We start from the raw sequence: 19,785 nt of genomic DNA, 5'->3' as shown, positions 1-19,785 counted from the left end.
GGACAAGACCACGAACAGGCGCTGCCCCCCGGAATCGCCCCGGGTGCATCCCCTGTCCACAGGGCCAGGCACTGCCCAACCCCGGCCACCCCCCATCCCACTCCCAAAACACCATGAGCATCGATTCGCACGCCACCCCCGGCCTCCGCGCGGGCGAGACCACGAACACCGGGGGCACCCAGCGCCCCACGCTCGCAGCGACCAACCCGATCACGATCGGCAACAACAAACTGGGCATTGGCGCGAGCACCACCGTCACCATCCGCTTTGCCGAAGCCATCGCGACCAACAGCTTCAGCACCTCCGACCTGAGCGTGGGCGGTTACGCGAAGCTGACCAACCTGCAAAGCACCGACGGCGGCACCACCTGGACGGTCACGCTGACGGCTCCGGGGTGGGCTGATTTCCCCTTCGGCTACTCCCTCAACCACAACTCAACGGGCAACCAGATCCGCGTCAACCTCGCCGGCGTGACCAACCCCACAGGCAACGCCGGTGTGGGCCAGGTCGTCTCCACGGTCACCTACGACATCGACACCCTCGAGCCCAGCGCCGTCGTCACGCTGGGCGACAGCGCCCTCACCGCGGGCGAAACCACCACCGTCACCATCAGCTTCAGCGAGCCCGTCACCGGCTTCACCGCCAACAACATCGACCTGTCAAGGACCCAGGGCACGCTGGGTCCGCTAACCGCCCTCGGAGACGGCAGGACTTGGACCGCCACCTTCACGCCCACAGTGAATATCAACGCTGCCACCAACAGCATCGGCGTCAACTTCAACGGCGTGACGGACTTGGCGGGGAATACGTCGGGCACCTCCTTCAACAGCAACTACAGCATTGACACCCGGCCCGGCAGCACGGGCCAGACATCCGGCCTGAGCGCACGCGTCACACTGACCGATGACCGCCTCACGACGGGAGAAAAGGCGACCGTCATCATCGCCTTCAACAAACCCGTCAACGGCTTCACGCTCGATGACGTGGACGCGACCCATGCCAACGGCACGCTCAGCGACCTCGTATGCAGCGCCGACGGCCGAACCTGGACGGCCACCTTCACGCCCACGGCGGGCGTCATCGCCGAGAGCAACACCATCCGCGTGAACCTCGCGGGCGTGACCGACGCCGCAGGCACCGCCGGCACCGGCAGCGCCACCAGCGACAGCTTCATCGTGAACACCGCGCCAATTGCCGCAACGATCACACTGACCGATACCGCGCTCACCACGGGCGAAACGACGACCGTCACCTTCACTTTCAACCAAGTGGTCCTCGGCTTCACGATGGATGACGTCGTGCTCGACACCAACACCGGCACGCTCGGCGCGCTCAGGACCACCGGCAACCAAATCTGGATCGCCACCTTCACACCCAAGGCCAACGTCAGCGACGCGACCAACACCATCAGCGTCAACTTGGCCGGCGTAGCCAACATGGCAGGCCGCTCCGGTACCGGCACCGCCATCAGCGCCAACTACACGGTCAACACCGAGGGACAGCCCACCACCACCAACCGCCCCACGCTCGCAGCGACCAACCCGATCACGATCGGCGACGACAAACTGATCATGGGCGAGAGCACCACCGTCACCATCCGCTTCGCCGAAGCCATCGCGACCGACAGCTTCCGCATCGCCGACCTGAGCGTGAGCGGTTACGCGACGCTGTCCAACCTGCGCAGCACCGACGGCGGCACCACCTGGACGGTCACGCTGACGGCCCCGACCGAGCAGGAGATATATGCGAACGGAAACTACGACATCGGCAAGTACAACTCAACGGGCAACCAGATCCGCGTCAACCTCGCCGGCGTGACCAACCCCGCAGGCACCGCCGGTGTGGGCCAGGCCGTCTCCACGGTCACCTACGACATCGACACCTTCGCGCCCAGCGCCACCATCACGCTGGGCGACAGCGCCCTCACCGCGGGCGAAACCACCACCGTCACCATCAGCTTCAGCGAGCCCGTCACCGGCTTTGACGCCAGCGACATCGACCTGACACAGGCCCACGGCACGCTGGGTCCGCTGACCGCCCTCACCGATGGCAGGACCTGGACCGCCACCTTCACGCCCACAGCGAATATCAACGCTGCCAGCAACAGCATCCGCGTCAACTTGGACGGCGTGACGGACTTGGCGGGCAACAGGCCGAACACCGCTTCCCCCGGCAGCAGCAACTACAGCATTGACACCCGGCCCGGCACCACAGGCCAGACATCCGACCTGAGCGCACGCGTCACGCTGACCGATGACCGCCTTACGACGGGAGAAAAGGCGACCGTCATCATCGCCTTCAACAAACCCGTCACCCGCTTCAGCTTCACGATCGATGACATGGACGCGACCCGGGCCAGCGGCACGCTCAGCGAACCCATACTCAGCGCCGACGGCCGAACCTGGACGGCCACCTTCACGCCCACGGCCAACGTCAACGCCGCGACCAACACCATCAGCGTAAACCTCGCGGGCGTGACCGACGCCGCAGGCACCCCCGGTACCGGCAGCGTCACCAGCGCCAACTTCCGCGTGGACACCGCGCTACCCAACGCCACGATCACGCTGAGCGATACCGCGCTCACCACGGGCGAAACGACGACCGTCACCTTCCGCTTCAACCAAACGGTCATGGGCTTCACGATCGATGACGTCGATCTGACTCAGGCCAACGGCACATTGAGCGCACTCGTATACACACCCGACTCCGACAGCAAAATCTGGACCGCCACCTTCACCCCCAATACCAACGTCAATGTCGCGACCAACACCATCCACGTCAACCTGACCGGCGTAGCCAACCTGGCAGGCCGCTCCAGTACCGGCACCGCCAGCAGCGCCAACTACACGGTCAACACCGGGCAGTCCACCGCCACCAACCGCCCCACGCTCGCAGCGACCAACCCGATCACGATCGGCGACGACAAACTGATCATGGGCGAGAGCACCACCGTCACCATCCGCTTCGCCGAAGCCATCGCGACCGACAGCTTCCGCATCGCCGACCTGAGCGTGAGCGGTTACGCGACGCTGTCCAACCTGCGCAGCACCGACGGCGGCACCACCTGGACGGTCACGCTGACGGCCCCGACCGAGCAGGAGATATATGCGAACGGAAACTACGACATCGGCAAGTACAACTCAACGGGCAACCAGATCCGCGTCAACCTCGCCGGCGTGACCAACCCCGCAGGCACCGCCGGTGTGGGCCAGGCCGTCTCCACGGTCACCTACGACATCGACACCTTCGCGCCCAGCGCCACCATCACGCTGGGCGACAGCGCCCTCACCGCGGGCGAAACCACCACCGTCACCATCAGCTTCAGCGAGCCCGTCACCGGCTTTGACGCCAGCGACATCGACCTGACACAGGCCCACGGCACGCTGGGTCCGCTGACCGCCCTCACCGATGGCAGGACCTGGACCGCCACCTTCACGCCCACAGCGAACATCAACGCTGCCAGCAACCGCATCCGCGTCAACTTGGGCGGCGTGACGGACTTGGCGGGCAACAGGCCGAACACCGCTTCCCCCGGCAGCAGCAACTACAGCATTGACACCCGACCCGGCACCACAGGCCAGACAGCCGACCTGAGCGCACGCGTCACGCTGACCGATGACCGCCTTACGACGGGAGAAAAGGCGACCGTCATCATCGCCTTCAACAAACCCGTCACCCGCTTCAGCTTCACGATCGATGACATGGACGCGACCCGGGCCAGCGGCACGCTCAGCGAACCCATACTCAGCGCCGACGGCCGAACCTGGACGGCCACCTTCACGCCCACGGCCAACGTCAACGCCGCGACCAACACCATCAGCGTAAACCTCGCGGGCGTGACCGACGCCGCAGGCACCCCCGGTACCGGCAGCGTCACCAGCGCCAACTTCCGCGTGGACACCGCGCTACCCAACGCCACGATCACGCTGAGCGATACCGCGCTCACCACGGGCGAAACGACGACCGTCACCTTCCGCTTCAACCAAACGGTCATGGGCTTCACGATCGATGACGTCGATCTGACTCAGGCCAACGGCACATTGAGCGCACTCGAATACACCCCCGAATCCGACAGCAAAATCTGGACCGCCACCTTCACCCCCAATACCAACGTCAATGTCGCGACCAACACCATCCGCGTCAACCTGGCCGGCGTAGCCAACCTGGCAGGCCGCTCCGGTACCGGCACCGCCAGCAGCGCCAACTACACCGTGGGCTGGCCGCCGGACACCACGCCCCCGGTGTTCAGCAGCGCCACGGTCAACGGCGACCGGTTGGTGCTCACGTTCAGCGAGCCGCTGGACGGCAGCAGCGCACCACCGGCCACGGGGTCTTTTCCAGTGAGCGTCGAAGGCGACCAACTCAACAGCTACTGGGTTCGCGCAGTGGCCGTGAATGGACCCGCAGGGACCATCACGCTGACACTGACAAAAGCCGTGACGCCCGGCCAAGTGGTGAGAATCGGCTACCAGGCCCCCGGCGGCCCCCCAAACCAACCATGGGGCGTCATACAGGACGTCGCCGGCAATGACGCTGCCACCTTCGTGCGCCAGACCGTGACGAACAACACGCCCGCGCCAGCAGCAGACACCACGCCCCCGGTGTTCAGCAGCGCCACGATCAACGGCAACCAGCTGGTGCTCACGTACACCGAAGCGGGCACCCTGGACCCGGCCGCACTCTCGGGCAACGCCGGCTTTACGGTGACCAGTTCCATAGGCACGGCCATTACCGTGCAAAGCGCCGTGGTGAACGCGACGGCCAAGACCGTCACACTCACGCTGAGCATCTTGGTGACCCGCATGGACATAGTGAACGTCCGCTACACCAAACCCGCATCCGGCGCCGTGGTGCAGGACGCTGCCGGCAACGCCGCAGCAAGCTTCGGCGACCGGTTCGTGACGAACGACACGCCAGCAGACACCACGGCCCCGCAGCTGATTACCATCGGCAACGCAGGCCCCGGCGACTACCTGGCCCCCACCGTCAACGACCAGGGCGACGAACTGGAGCTCGTATTCGACGACGCGAGCCGTCTGGACGCAAGACTGGACCGCACGCCGGCCGCCACGGACTTCACGGTGCTCGTGGATGGTGTCGCCAGAGCTGTCAGCCGTGTCACCGTGCCGGAAAATACCAAGACCATCCGGCTGACGCTGGCCACCCCCGTGACCCATCGTCAGCACGTGAGCATCGCCTACCAGGACAGCACACCCAACGACGCCAGAGCCATACAGGACGCGGCAGGCAATCGCCTGGACAGCTTTCAGACCACGGGGGTAGTGAATACCGCATTGGACAAGACTGCCCCGCAGCTGATCACCACCGGCGCCACGCGCCCCACGGTCAACGACAAGCAACTGGTGCTCCGCTTTAGCGACACCAGCGAGCTGAACGCGGACCCGGCCCGCAAGCCGGCCGCCGGGGACTTTGCGGTGCGCGTCGCTGGCGTCGCGAATGCCGTCACCGCAGTCACCGTGAACGGGGCGGACAAGACCATCACGCTGACGCTGAGCACCGCCGTGACACCGGGCCAGACAACGACCGTCGCCTACGCCGACAGCACACCCAACGACACCAGCGGCATACAGGACGCAAGAGACAACCGGCTGGCCAGCTTTGCAGCCACGCAGGTGAATACCGACACCACGCCCCCGGTGATCCACAGCGCCACGGTCAACGGCGACGAACTGGTGCTCACGTACACCGAAGCGGGCACCCTGGACGCGTCCGCGCTCACGGGCAACGCCGGCTATGCGGTGAGCAGCAGCACGGGCACGGCCATTACCGTCAGCAGCGCCGTGGTCAACGGGACGGCCAAGACCGTCACGCTCACGCTGAGCCGCGCCGTGACCCGCGTGGAGACGGTGAGCGTCAGCTACACCAAACCCGAATCCGGCGCCGTGGTGCAGGACGCTGAGGGCAACGACGCAGCAAACTTCAGCAGCCGGGAGGTGACGAACAACACGCCCCGGGAGCCCAACAGGGGGCTCAACGCCACCATCAGGATCACCGACCGCGCGCTCACCGCGGGCGAGAGCACAACAGTCAGCTTCACCTTCACCGAGCCCGTCAACGGCTTTGACGCCAGCGACATCACGTGCACCAACGGCACACTGAGCACGCCCACGGCCAACGCCGCGCGCACGGTCTGGACAGCCACCTTCACGCCCACGGCCAACGTCAACGCCCCGGTGAATGTCATCAACGTAGACCTCGCCAAGGTGAGCGACAACGCTGGCAACCCCGGCGTGGGCAGCGTCAGCAGCGCCAACTACTCCGTGGCCACCCGGGATACCGTGGCCCCGGTGATCAGCAGCGCCGCGGTCACCGGCGACCAGCTGGTGCTCACTTACATCGAAGCGAACACCCTGGACCCGGCAGCGCTCACGGGCAACGCCGGCTTTACCGTCAGCAGTACCGCTGGCACCGCCATTACCGTGCGCAGCGCCGTTGTGGATGCGACGGCCAAGACCGTCACCCTGACACTGAGCCGCGCCGTCACCAGCGTGGAGACGGTGACCGTCAACTACGCCAAGCCCGCAACCGGCGGGGTCCAGGATGTTGCCGGCAACGCCGCAGCAAACCTCATCGACCAGGCCGTGACGAACAACACGCCTGCGCCAGCGGACACCACGCCCCCGGTGATCAGCACCGCCACAGTCATCGGCGACCAGCTGGTGCTCACGTACATCGAAGCGGGCACCCTGAACGGGGCCACGCTCGCAGGCAACGCCGGCTTTACGGTCAGCAGCACCACGGGCACGGCCATTGCCGTGAGCAGCGCCGTGGTCAACGGGGCGGCCAAGACCGTCACCCTGACACTGAGCCGCGCCGTCACCAGCGTGGAGACGGTGACCGTCAACTACGCCAAGCCCGCAACCGGCGGGGTCCAGGATGTTGCCGGCAACGCCGCAGCAAACCTCATCGACCAGGCCGTGACGAACAACACGCCTGCGCCAGCGGACACCACGCCCCCGGTGATCAGCACCGCCACAGTCATCGGCGACCAGCTGGTGCTCACTTACACCGAAGCGGGCACCCTGAACGCGGCCGTGCTCACGGGCAACGCCGGCTTTACGGTCAGCAGCACCACGGGCACGACCATTACCGTGAGCAGCGCCGTGGTCAACGGGGCGGCCAAGACCGTCACGCTCACGCTCAGCCGCGCCGTGACCCGCGCTGAAACAGTGACCGTCAACTACGCCAAGCCAGCGGCCGGCGGGGTCCAGGATGCTGCCGGCAACGCCGCAGCAAACCTCATCGACCAGGCCGTGACGAACAACACGCCTGCGCCAGCAGACACCACGCCCCCGGTGATCAGCACCGCCACAGTCATCGGCGACCAGCTGGTGCTCACGTACATCGAAGCGAACACCCTGAACGGGGCCACGCTCACGGGCAATGCCGGCTTTACGGTGAGCAGCACCACGGGCACGGCCATCACCGTGAGCAGCGCCGTGGTCAACGGGGCGGCCAAGACCGTCACCCTGACACTGAGCCGCGCCGTCACCAGCGTGGAGACGGTGACCGTCAACTACGCCAAGCCCGCAACCGGCGGGGTCCAGGATGCTGCCGGCAACGCCGCAGCAAACCTCATCGACCAGGCCGTGACGAACAACACGCCTGCGCCAGCGGACACCACACCCCCGGTGATCAGCACCGCCACAGTCATCGACGACCAGCTGGTGCTCACGTACATCGAAGCGAACAGCCTGAACGGGGCCACGCTCACAGGCAATGCAGGCTTTACGGTCAGCAGCACCACGGGCACGGCCATCACCGTGCGCAGCGCCGTGGTGAACGCAACGCTCAAGACCGTCACGCTCACGCTCAGCCGCGCCGTGGCCAACGCAGAGGTGCTGAGCGTCAGCTACGCCAAACCCGCGACCGGCAATGGGGTCCAGGATGCCGCCGGCAACGCCGCAGAAAACTTCAGCGACCAGGCGATTAGCAACAACACACCGGACACCACGGCCCCGGTGATCCACACCGCCACGGTCACCGGCGACGAACTGGTGCTCACGTACACGGAAGCGAACACCCTGGACGCGGCTGCGCTCACGGGCAACGCAGGCTTTACGGTGAGCAGCAGCACGGGCACGGCCATTACCGTCAGCAGCGCCGTGGTCAACGGGGCGGCCAAGACCGTCACGCTCACGCTGAGCCGCGCCGTGACCCAGGCTGAGACGGTGAACCTCAGCTACTCCAAGCCCACATCCGGCGCCGTGGTGCAGGACGCTGCGGGCAACGACGCAGCAAACTTCAGCAGCCGGGAGGTGACGAACAACACGCCCCGGGAGCCGCTCGGCGTCCGCATCACGATCGCCGACCGCGCGCTCACCGCGGGCGAGACCACCACCGTTACCTTCTTCTTCACCAAGCCCGTCAACGGCTTTGACACCAGCGACATCCTGTCCCCCAACGGCACGCTGAGCACGCCCACGGCCAACGCCGAGCGCACGGCCTGGACGGCCACCTTCACGCCCACGGCCAACGTCAGTGCCGAGGCGAATGCCATCCGCGTAGACCTCGCCGGGGTGACCGACAACGCTGGCAACGCCGGCGTGGGCGGCGTCAGCAGCGCCAACTACTCCGTGGACACCCGAGATACCGTGGCCCCGGTGATCAACACCGCCACGGTCACCGGCGACCAGCTGGTGCTCACGTACACGGAAGCCAACACCCTGGACCCGGCAGCGCTCACGGGCAACGCCGGCTTTGCGGTCAGCAGCAGCACGGGCGCCGCCATTACCGTGCACAGCGCCGTGGTCAGCGCAGTGGACAAGACCGTCACGCTCACGCTCAGCCGCGCCGTCACCAGCGTGGAGACGGTGAGCGTCAGCTACACCAAGCCCGCGACCGGCGCCGTGGTGCAGGACGCTGCCGGCAACGACGCAGTGGACTTCAGCAGCCGGGCGGTGACGAACACCACGCCCGCACCAACGGACACCACGCCCCCGGCGTTCCACAGCGCCGCGGTCACCGGCGACCGGCTGGTGCTCGCGTACACAGAAGCCAACACCCTGGACCCGGCAGCCCTGGCGGGCAACGCAGGCTTTACGGTCAGCAGCAGCACGGGCACGGCCATCACCGTGCGCAGCGCCGTGGTCAACGCAACGGACAAGACCGTCACGCTCACGCTCAGCCGCGCCGTGACCAGCGCGGAGACAGTGACCGTGAGCTACACCAAACCCACATCCGGCGCCGTGGTGCAGGACGCTGCCGGCAACGACGCAGCGGACTTCAGCGCAAAGCCCGTGGCGAACAACACGCCGGCGCCATCGGACACCACGGCCCCGGAGTTCAGCAGCGCCGCGGTCAACGGCAGCCAACTGGTGCTCACGTACACGGAAACCAACACCCTGGACCCGGCAGCCCTGGCGGGCAACGCAGGCTTTGCGGTCAGCAGCAGCACGGGCACCGCCATTACCGTGCGCAGCGCCGTGGTCAACGCAACGGACAAGACCGTCACGCTCACGCTCAGCCGCGCCGTGACCAGCGCGGAGACAGTGACCGTGAGCTACACCAAGCCCGCGACCGGCGCCGTGGTGCAGGACGCTGCCGGCAACGACGCAGTGGACTTCAGTGCAAAGCCCGTGGCGAACAACACGCCGGGGCCATCGGACACCACGGCCCCGGAGTTCAGCAGCGCCGCGGTCAACGGCAGCCAACTGGTACTCACGTACACGGAAGCCAACACCCTGGACCCGGCAGCGCTGGCGGGCAACGCAGGCTTTGCGGTCAGCAGCAGCACGGGCACGGCCATTACCGTGCGCAGCGCCGTGGTCAACGCAGTGGACAAGACCGTCACGCTGACGCTGAGCCGCGCCGTGGCCAACGGCGAGACGGTGACCGTGAGCTACACCAAACCCACATCCGGCGCCGTGGTGCAGGACGCTGCCGGCAACGACGCGGCGGACTTCAGCGCAAAGCCCGTGGCGAACAACACGCCGTCACCATCGGACACCACGGCCCCGGAGTTCAGCAGCGCCGCGGTCAACGGCAGCCAACTGGTGCTCACGTACACGGAAGCCAACACCCTGGACCCGGCAGCGCTCACGGGCAACGCCGGCTTTGCGGTCAGCAGCAGCACGGGCACCGCCATCACCGTGCGCAGCGCCGTGGTCAGCGCAACGGCCAAGACCGTGACGCTGACACTGAGCCGCGCCGTGGCCAACGGCGAGACGGTGACCGTGAGCTACACCAAACCCACATCCGGCGCCGTGGTGCAGGACGCGACAGGCAACGACGCGGCGGACTTCAGCGCAAAGCCCGTGGCGAACAACACGCCGTCACCATCGGACACCACGGCCCCGGAGTTCAGCAGCGCCGCGGTCAACGGCAGCCAACTGGTACTCACGTACACGGAAGCCAACACCCTGGACCCGGCAGTCCTCACGGGCAACGCAGGCTTTACGGTGAACACCGCCGCTGGCGCGGTGGCCATCACCGTGAACAGCGCCGTGGTCAACGCAGCGGCCAAGACCGTGACGCTCACGCTCAGCCGCGCCGTGACCAGCGCTGAAACAGTGACCGTCAGCTACACCAAACCCACATCCGGCGCCGTGGTGCAGGACGCAGCCGGCAACGACGCAGTGGACTTCAGCAGCCGGGAGGTGACGAACAACACGCCCCGGGATCCACTCAGCGTCCGCATCACGATCGCCGACCGCGCGCTCACCGCGGACGAAACCACTACCGTTACCTTCTTCTTCACCAAGCCCGTCAACGGCTTTGACACCAGCGACATCCTGTCCCCCAACGGCACGCTGAGCACGCCCACGGCCAACGCCGAGCGCACGATCTGGACGGCCACCTTCACGCCCACGGCCAACGTCAGTGCCGAGGCGAATGCCATCCGCGTAGACCTCGCCGGGGTGACCGACACCGCTGGCAACGCCGGCGTGGGCAGCGTCAGCAGCGCCAACTACTCCGTGGACACCCGAGATACCGTGGCCCCGGTGATCAGCACCGCCACGGTCACCGGCGACCAGCTGGTGCTCACGTACACCGAAGCGGGCACCCTGAACGCGGCCGCGCTCACGGGCAACGCAGGCTTTACGGTCAGCAGCAGCACGGGCACCGCCATTACCGTAAACAGCGCCCGCGTAAACGGGGCGAAGACCATCACCCTCACACTCAGCCGCGCCGCGGCCAACGGGGAGACGCTGAGCGTCAGCTACGCCAAGCCCGCGACCGGCAATGGGGTCCAGGACGCCGCAGGCAACAACGCGGTGGACTTCAGCAACCAGGCTATTACCAACAACACACCGGACACCACACCCCCGGTGATCCGCACCGCCACGGTCAACGGCGACCAACTGGTGCTCACGTACACGGAAGCCAACACCCTGAACGGGGCCGCACTGACAGGCAACGCAGGCTTTACGGTCAGCAGCAGCACGGGCACCGCCATTGCCGTAAACAGCGCCCGCGTGAACGGGGCGGACAAGACCGTCACCCTCACGCTCAGCCGCGCCGCGGCGAACGGCGAGAAGCTCACGCTCAGCTACACCAAGCCGGCAACCGGCGGCAACGCGATACAGGACGCTGCCGGCAACGCCGCGGCGGACTTGCACAACCAGCCCGTGGGCAACGTCACGCCCGCGCCAGCACCCGCACCCGCACCCGCAGCGCCCGCGCCCGCGCCCGCGCCCGCACCAGAGCCCGCACCAAAAACAAACCCCGACGCGCCCAATGCGGACCACGACGGCGTACCCGACGCGCAGGAAAATCAGGCCATCGGCCCCAAGGGTTCCGCCATCGGCGACGGCAACGGCGACAGAATCCAGGACAGCACGCAGGCCGCAGTCGCCTCCTTCAGCGCCAAGACCAGCAGCGGTTCCGACACCTCGGTCACCCTGGTAGCAGACAGCCAGGACGGCATGACCGCCTCCGGCAGCAACACCCGCATCACCAGCCTGGAGCAAAGGGCAGCGCCCAGCCAAACGCCCCGGGCGCTGGAGACGCCCATCGCGCTGACAAGCTTCAAGGCCACGCTGGAGACCGCCGGCAGCACCAAGGCCTTCAGCCTGTACGTGGACCCGAAGATCGGCGTCAACGGCTACTGGCTGCAAGACCACGGCGGCACCTGGGTGAACCTGGCGAGCAGCCCTTACGGCGGCAAGATGGTGATGGAAGGCGGGCGGCTGCGGCTCGACTTCTCGATCCAGGACGGCGGACCGTTCGACGCCGACGGCCAGGCCAACGGCGTCATCACCACGTTCGGCGCCGCAGCGCAGATGCAATTGTCCATCGCGGGTCAGGCGTCCGACGTGGCGCATGGCGAGTTCTGGATCTGAGGCCAGCCCCCGAATCGGGCATGCATCCGGGAAAAAACCGCCATGGCGCCTGCGCGGTTCTGACCTGATTCACCGCCACGGCATGCCCGCGGCCATGTAAGCGATCTGCACCCGCAGCAGCGCCGCAGCGCCCCTTGCAGCAGGGGACACCAAGGAGACCGGCGCGGTGCCAATTTCGCAGCGCCCGATCCCGCGCAGCACCAGGGCTTTCACCCGGGTGTTGCGATCGCCCCTGTCCGTCTGTCCGAGAAACATGCCCGCCTGTCCGGCGGCCCGATGAATGGGCTGTGAAGTTACCGTTTTCAGCCATGAAATTTCAATCAGTCACGTACAATTCGCGACATGTTTGACACTTTCTCCCTTCCATGCAGCGCCTCCTCAAACATGGGCACGCTGCCTGAATTCCGCGCATCGCCGCACGCAGCAAGAACCACTGGTCAGGCTGCACGGCGGGCTGCTGATTCCGCCCCCACTGGCGCCAAAACGCGGATGTCGGACAGGGCCACCGGACGCGACCTGCCACCTGCTGCCCAAAGCAGTCACGCACGCCAGAACCGTCCCACGATGACCTCTCTGCCGAATCGGAAACGGTTCAAAACATTCAAGAAACCGTTCCCGGATTTCCTCAGGGACTGCGCATGCAGCCCATGGCCCGGGTTGCGTTGTCGGTCCCCGCACAGCGGCGCGCAACGCACCCCTTCGGGCAAGACCGCGAACAGGCACTGACCCCGGAATCGCCCCGGAAGCATCCCCTGTCCCCAGGGCCATGCCCCCAAACCCCGTCCACCCCCCATCCCACGACCAAAGCACCATGAACACCGATTCGCACACCACCCCCAGCCTCCGCTCGGGCGAGACCACGAACACCACCGGCCCGACCGCCACGATCACGCTGGCGGACACCGCGCTCACCGCGGGCGAGACCACCACCGTCACCTTCACCTTCAGCGAGCCCGTCACCGGCTTTGACGCCAGCGACGTCGTGCTCACCGACGCCAACGGCACGCTGGGTGCGCTCACGGCCAACGCCGACGGCAAAACCTGGACGGCCACCTTCACGCCCACGAACGACATTGAGGACAGCAGCAACACCATCCGCGTGAACCTGGCTGGCGTAACCAACGCCGCAGGCAGGGCCGGGACCGGCAGCGTCGCCAGCACCAGCTACGCCATGGATACCAAGCGGCCCGACGTGGTCTCCCTCACCTTCGATAAGCCCAAGCTCCGCGCCGGCGAATCGACCACCGCCACCATCACCTTTTCCGAAGCGCTCAATCGGGACAGTTTCACCCTGGCAAAACTTAACCCTCCGCCCGATACAGGCACCTTGTCCAACCTGCACACCACCGACGGTATTACCTGGACGTTCACGCTCACTGCCCCGGCTTCCGGCAGATCAGGGACCGGCGTCCTCGGCATCCAGCTGAGCAACGTCACCGACGTCGCGGGCAACACGGGGATCACGCGGTATTTGGATCAAAGCCCCTACGTCCTTGACTTCGATCCGCCCACTGCCACGATCACCCTGGCGGACAACGCGCTCACCGCGGGCGAGACCACCACCGTCACCTTCACCTTCAGCGAGCCCGTCAACGGCTTTAACGCCAGCGACGTCGTGCTCACCGACGCCAACGGCACGCTGGGCGCGCTCACGCCCAACGCCACCCGCACGGTCTGGACGGCCACCTTCACGCCCACGGCCAACGTCAACGCCGCGGCGAACACCATCCGGGTGAACCTCTCCGGTGTGCGCGACGACGCTGGCAACGCCGGCACCAGCACCGCCACCAGCGCCACCTACACCGTGGACACCCGGCCGGACACCACGCCCCCGGTGATCGATACCGCCACGGTCAACGGCAACCAGCTGGTGCTCACGTACACCGAAGCGAACACCCTGGACCCGGCAGCACTCACGGGCAGCGCAGGCTATGCGGTGAGCAGCAGCACGGGCACGGCCATTACCGTGCGCAGCGCCGTGGTGAACGGGACGGCCAAGACCGTCACGCTCACGCTGAGTCGCGCCGTGACCCACACGGAGACGGTGCAAGTCAGCTACACCAAACCCGAATCCGGCGCCGTGGTGCAGGACGCTGCGGGCAACGACGCGGCGAACCTCAGCGATCGGGCGGTGATGAACAACACACCGAACCCCGACGCCCCGCAGCTGATCACCACCGGCGACGATCGCCCCTCGGTCGTTGGCTGGGAGGATGTGCAGCTCCGATTCAGCCACAGCAACCAAGGGAACGCCTTCGACGAGAGCCACGGACCAGCCAAAGGGGACTTCACGGTGCTCGTGGATGGCGTACCCAACGCCGTCAACGAGATCGTCCTATTCGGCACGTCCAATGCCACGCTCCTCACACTGGTTCTGAAAAACCCCCTGCGACATGGCCAGAAAGTGACCGTCTCCTACCAGGACAGCACGCCCCTTGACGGCAACGGCATACAGGACACAGCGGGCAATCGCCTGGCCAGCATCCCGACCACGGAGGCGGTGAATACCCGGCCGGACATGCTTGCCCCGGAACTGATCACCACCGACGACACACGGGGCCCCAAGGTCACTGGTGACCAGCTGGTGCTTAGCTACGAGGATTCGAGCAAGCTGCAAGGGCGCACGTTCGCGGACAACGCAGGCTTTACGGTCAGCAGCGCCACAGGCCCCTCCATTGCCGTCACCGGCGCCGTGGTGGATGCGACGGCCAAGACCGTCACGCTCACGCTGAGCCGCGCCGTGGCCCAGGGGGAGGCGCTGAGCGTCAGCTACACCAAACCGGCGACCGGCCATGCGGTACAGGACGCTGTCGGCCACGGCGCAGCGAACTTCAGCGACCAGGCCGTGACGAACAACACACTGGACACCATGCCCCCGGCGTTCCACAGCGCCGCAGTCAACGGCGACCAGCTGGTGATCCGCTACACCGAAGCCAACACCCTGGATGGAGCCACGCTCGCGGACAACGCAGGCTTTACCGTCAGCAGCACCACGGGCATCGCCATTACCGTGCGCAGCGCCGCGGTGAACGCAACGGACAAGACCGTCACGCTCACGCTGAGCCGCTCCGTGGCCAACGGCGAGACAGTGAACGTCAGCTACACCCAACCCACATCCGGCGCCGTGGTGCAGGACGCCGCCGGCAACGACGCGGCGGACTTCAGCAACCGGGCCGTGACGAACAACACGCCGGACACCACGCCCCCGGCGATCTACAGCGCCACGGTCAACGGCGACCAGCTGGTGATCAGCTACGCCGAAGCCAATACCCTGGACCCAGTCACGCTCGCGGGCAACGCAGGCTTTACCGCCAGCAGCAGCACGGGCATCGCCATTACCGTGCGCAGCGCCACGGTGAGCGCAGGGGACAAGACCGTCACCCTCACGCTGAGCCGCTCCGTGGCCAACGGCGAGACCGTGAACGTCAGCTACACCAAACCCACATCCGGCGCCGTGGTGCAGGACACCGCCGGCAACGACGCGGCGGACTTCAGCAACCGGGCGGTGACGAACAACACACCCGACACCACGCCCCCGGCGATCCACACCGCCACGGTCAACGGCGATCAGCTGGTGCTCACGTACACCGAAGCCAACACCCTGGACCCGGCAGCGCTCACGGACAACGCAGGCTATGCGGTCAGCAGCACCACGGGCACGGCCATTACCGTGAATAGCGCCGCGGTCAACGGGGCGGCCAAGACCGTGACACTCACGCTGAGCCGCTCCGTGGCCCACGGCGAGACGGTGAACGTCAGCTACACCAAACCCACATCCGGCGCCGTGGTGCAGGACGCCGCCGGCAACGACGCGGCGGACTTCAGCAGCCGGGCGGTGACGAACAACACGCCGGACAACACGGCTCCGCAGCTGATCACTACCAGCAACGTTGCCACCGGCAACGAGCACCAGCTCCCCACCGTCAGCGGCGGCGGCAGCAACCTGGTGCTCACATTCAGCGACACGAGCAATTTGAACGGGGACGCAGACCGCAAGCCGGCCGCCGGGGACTTCACGGTGTCCGTGGATGGTGCCGCCAGGACTGTCAACAGTGTGACCGTGAATGCAACAGGCAAGATCATCTTGCTGGCGCTGGCTACCCCCGTGGCCGCTGGCCAGCACGTGACCGTCGCCTACCAGGACAGCACGCCCGACGACGGCAAGGGCATACAGGACACAGCGAACAACCGCCTGGCCAGCTTCCAGACCACGGAGGCGGTCAATAACGTATTGGACATGGATGCCCCGCAACTGATCACCACCGGTGCCGCGCGCCCCACGGCCAGCGGCAACCAACTGGTGCTCCGCTTTAGCGACGTGAACAACCTGAGCGCGGACCTGGCCCGCAAGCCGGCCGCCGGGGACTTTTCGGTGCTCGTCGCTGGCGTCGCGAATGCCGTCACCGCAGTCGCCGTGAACGGGGCGGACAAGACCATCACGCTCACGCTGAGCACCGCCGTGACACCTGGCCAGACAACGACCGTCGCCTACACCGACAGCACACCCAACGACACCAGCGCCATACAGGACGCAAAAGGCAACAGCCTGACCCGCTTTGCAGCCACGCAGGTGAATACACCCGACACCACGCCCCCGGAGTTCAGCAGCGCCGCGGTCAATGGCAACCAGCTGGTGATCAGCTACACCGAAGCCAACACCCTGGACGCGGCAGCACTCACGGGCAACGCCGGCTTTACCGTCAGCAGCACCACGGGCACAGCCATTACCGTGAACAGCGCCGTGGTGAACGGGGCGGCCAAGACCGTCACGCTCACGCTGAGCCGCGCCGTGACCCAGGCTGAGACGGTGAAAGTCAGCTACACCAAACCCGAATCCGGCGCCGTGGTGCAGGACGCTGCGGGCAACGACGCTGCGGACTTCAGCAGCCAGGCGGTGAGCAACAACACGCCGGCGACACCAGCAGACCCCACGGCCCCGCATCTGATCACCACCGGCACCGCAGGCCCCAGGGTCCTTGGCAGCGACCTGGTGCTCGAATTCAGCGCCGCGAGCAACCTGGACGCCGCCGAGGCCCACAAGCCGCTCCGCGGGGACTTCACGGTGCTTGTGGATGGCGCAGCCAATACCGTCGCCTCGGTCACCGTGGGTGCAAACGGCAAGCTCGTCTACCTGACGCTGAGCACCTCCGTGCGACATGGTCAGAGCGTGAGCATCGCCTACAACGACAGCACGCCCACCGATGCCAGCGCCATACAGGACACTGCCGGCAATCGCCTGACCAGCTTCTCGTCCACGGCGGTGGACAACCGCGCGCAGGACCGCGAGAGCCCGCAGCTGATCACCACCGGCGACCATCGCCCCCAAGTCACGGGCAACCAACTGGTGCTCAGCTTTGGCGACACGAGCCACCTGAACGCGGACCCGACGCGCAAGCCGGCGAACGGGGCCTTTACGGTACTCGTGGATGGCGTCGCAAATGCCGTCACCCACGTCACCATCGATGCCCAAACCAAGACCGTCACGCTCACGCTCACCACGGCGGTCAGCAACGGCCAGTCGGTCACCGTCGCCTACACCGACCCCACGAGCGGCGACGACGCCAACGCGATACAGGACGCCACAGGCAACGACGCGGCCAGCTTTGCAGCCACCGCGGTAGTCAACAACACACGCGACACCACACCCCCGCTGCTCCACAGCGCCACAGTCACCGGCGACCAGCTGGTGCTCACGTACACCGAATCCAACAGCCTGGACCCGGCCGCGCTCGCAGGCAACGCCGGCTTTACCGTGAGCAGCAGCACGGGCACCGCCATCACCGTGCGCAGCGCCACGGTGAGCGCAACGGACAAGACCGTGACGCTCACGCTGAGCCGCGCCGTGGCCAACGGCGAGACCGTGAACGTCAGCTACACCAAGCCCGCGACCGGCGCCGTGGTGCAGGACGCTGCGGGCAACGACGCGGCGGACTTCGGCAACCGGGCAGTAAGCAACAACACACCCGACACCACACCCCCGGCGATCCACAGCGCCACGGTCACCGGCGACCAGCTGGTGCTCACGTACACCGAAACCAACAGCCTGGACCCGGCCGCTCTCGCGGGCAATGCAGGCTTTACCGTGAGCAGCAGCACGGGCACCGCCATTACCGTGCGCAGCGCCACGGTGAGCGCAACGGACAAGACCGTCACCCTGACGCTGAGCCGCGCCGTGGCCAACGGCGAGACCGTGAACGTCAGCTACACCAAGCCCGCGACCGGCGCCGTGGTGCAGGACGCTGCGGGCAACGACGCGGCGGACTTCGGCAGCCGGGCCGTGACGAACAACATGCCAACGCCAGCAGACACCACGCCCCCGCTGCTTGGCGACGTCACGGTCAACGGCAACCAGTTGGAGCTCCGCTACACCGATGCAAACCAACTGGACGCAAGCCACATCGCGCTCGCATCAGCGTTTGCGCTGAGCAGTTCCGGCGCTGCGGCCATCCGCGTCAGCAGCGTTGCCGTCACGGGCAAGACCGTCACACTGACGCTGAGCCGCGCCGTGGCCAGCAATGAGACGCTCACGCTCAGCTACACCAAACCGGCGACCGGCGACAACGCGATACAGGACGCGATAGGCAACGACGCAGCAAGCTTCGGCGACCAGGCCGTGGAGAACCTCACGCCCGCACCTGCACCCGCGCCTGGACCTGGACCTGCCCCCGCACCCGCACCGGAAAAAAACCCCGGCGCGCCCAATGCGGACCACGACGACGTGCCCGACGCGCAGGAAAATCAGGCCATCGGCCCCAAGGGCTCCGCCCCCGGCGACGGCAACAACGACGGCATCCAGGACAGCGCGCAGGCCGCAGTCGCCTCCTTCAGCGCCAAGACCAGCAGCGGTTCCGGCACCTCGGTGACCCTGGTCGCAGACAGCCAGAACGGCAAACTCCCCTCCAGCAGCAGCACCCGCATCACCAGCCTGGAACAAAAGGCCGCGCCCGCCCAAACACCCAAGGCGCTGGAGACGCCCATCGCGCTGACAAGCTTCAAGGCCACGCTGGAGACCGCCGGCAGCACCGAGACCTTTAGCCTGTACGTGGACTCGGCGCTGGGCGCCAACGGCTACTGGCTGCAAGACCACAGCGACACCTGGGTAAACCTGGCGAGCAGCCCTTACGGCGGCAAGATGGTGGACGAAGGCGGGCGGCTGCGGCTGGACTTCACGATCACCGACGGCGGCCAATTCGACGCCGACGGCAAGGCCGATGGCGTGATCACCGCACCCGGCGCCGCAGCGCAGATGCCGCTGTCCATCGTGGGTCAGGCGCCGGATGGGACGCACGACGGCTTCTGGTTCTGAGGTCCGCCCTCCCCCGAGTCGGATCCGATCTCTGCAGCCATGGCTTGCCTCTTGCGCAGCGCCAAGGCTTCCTGCGGGTTGTCGAAATCACCGATGCCCGCGGGTTCCCGACGATCGATTGCCGGCCACCGAAGACTTCACGCAGTGCTCGTGGACGTACAGCAGGCCGTCAGG

General features: G+C 66.7%; 3 protein-coding genes. 2 read left to right on the top strand and 1 reads right to left on the bottom strand.

What is annotated here, in order from left to right; translation table 11 throughout:
* The first annotated feature begins 113 nt into the window (after positions 1 to 113).
* The gene (locus D5041_RS08590) at positions 114 to 12,305 is read left to right on the top strand and encodes a SwmB domain-containing protein (RefSeq protein WP_265284426.1); all 12,192 of its coding nucleotides are present in this window, start codon (positions 114 to 116) and stop codon (positions 12,303 to 12,305) included.
* 69 nt (positions 12,306 to 12,374) lie between these two features.
* Here the strand turns inward: D5041_RS08590 and D5041_RS08585 are convergent, their stop codons facing one another.
* The gene (locus D5041_RS08585) at positions 12,375 to 12,560 is read right to left on the bottom strand and encodes a hypothetical protein (protein WP_265284425.1); all 186 of its coding nucleotides are present in this window, start codon (positions 12,558 to 12,560) and stop codon (positions 12,375 to 12,377) included.
* Positions 12,561 to 13,116: 556 nt separating this feature from the next.
* Between D5041_RS08585 and D5041_RS08580 the strand changes: the two genes are divergently transcribed.
* Positions 13,117 to 19,611, top strand: coding sequence for a SwmB domain-containing protein (locus tag D5041_RS08580; protein WP_265284424.1), 6,495 nt, complete (start codon positions 13,117 to 13,119; stop codon positions 19,609 to 19,611).
* Positions 19,612 to 19,785: the final 174 nt, after the last annotated feature.

Origin of the sequence: Verminephrobacter aporrectodeae subsp. tuberculatae (assembly GCF_026127385.1) — a bacterium.
Classification (GTDB): Bacteria; Pseudomonadota; Gammaproteobacteria; order Burkholderiales; family Burkholderiaceae_C; genus Acidovorax; species Acidovorax aporrectodeae.
Note: the sequence above shows the minus strand (reverse complement) of the source record. Positions and strands in the feature narration are given on the sequence as shown.

What these genes read in the sequence shown, in the direction of transcription:
- D5041_RS08580 (WP_265284424.1), top strand. Translation starts at nt 13,117, where the DNA reads ATGAACACCGATTCGCACACCACCCCCAGCCTCCGCTCGGGCGAGACC.
- D5041_RS08585 (WP_265284425.1), bottom strand. Translation starts at nt 12,560, where the DNA reads ATGTTTCTCGGACAGACGGACAGGGGCGATCGCAACACCCGGGTGAAA.
- D5041_RS08590 (WP_265284426.1), top strand. Translation starts at nt 114, where the DNA reads ATGAGCATCGATTCGCACGCCACCCCCGGCCTCCGCGCGGGCGAGACC.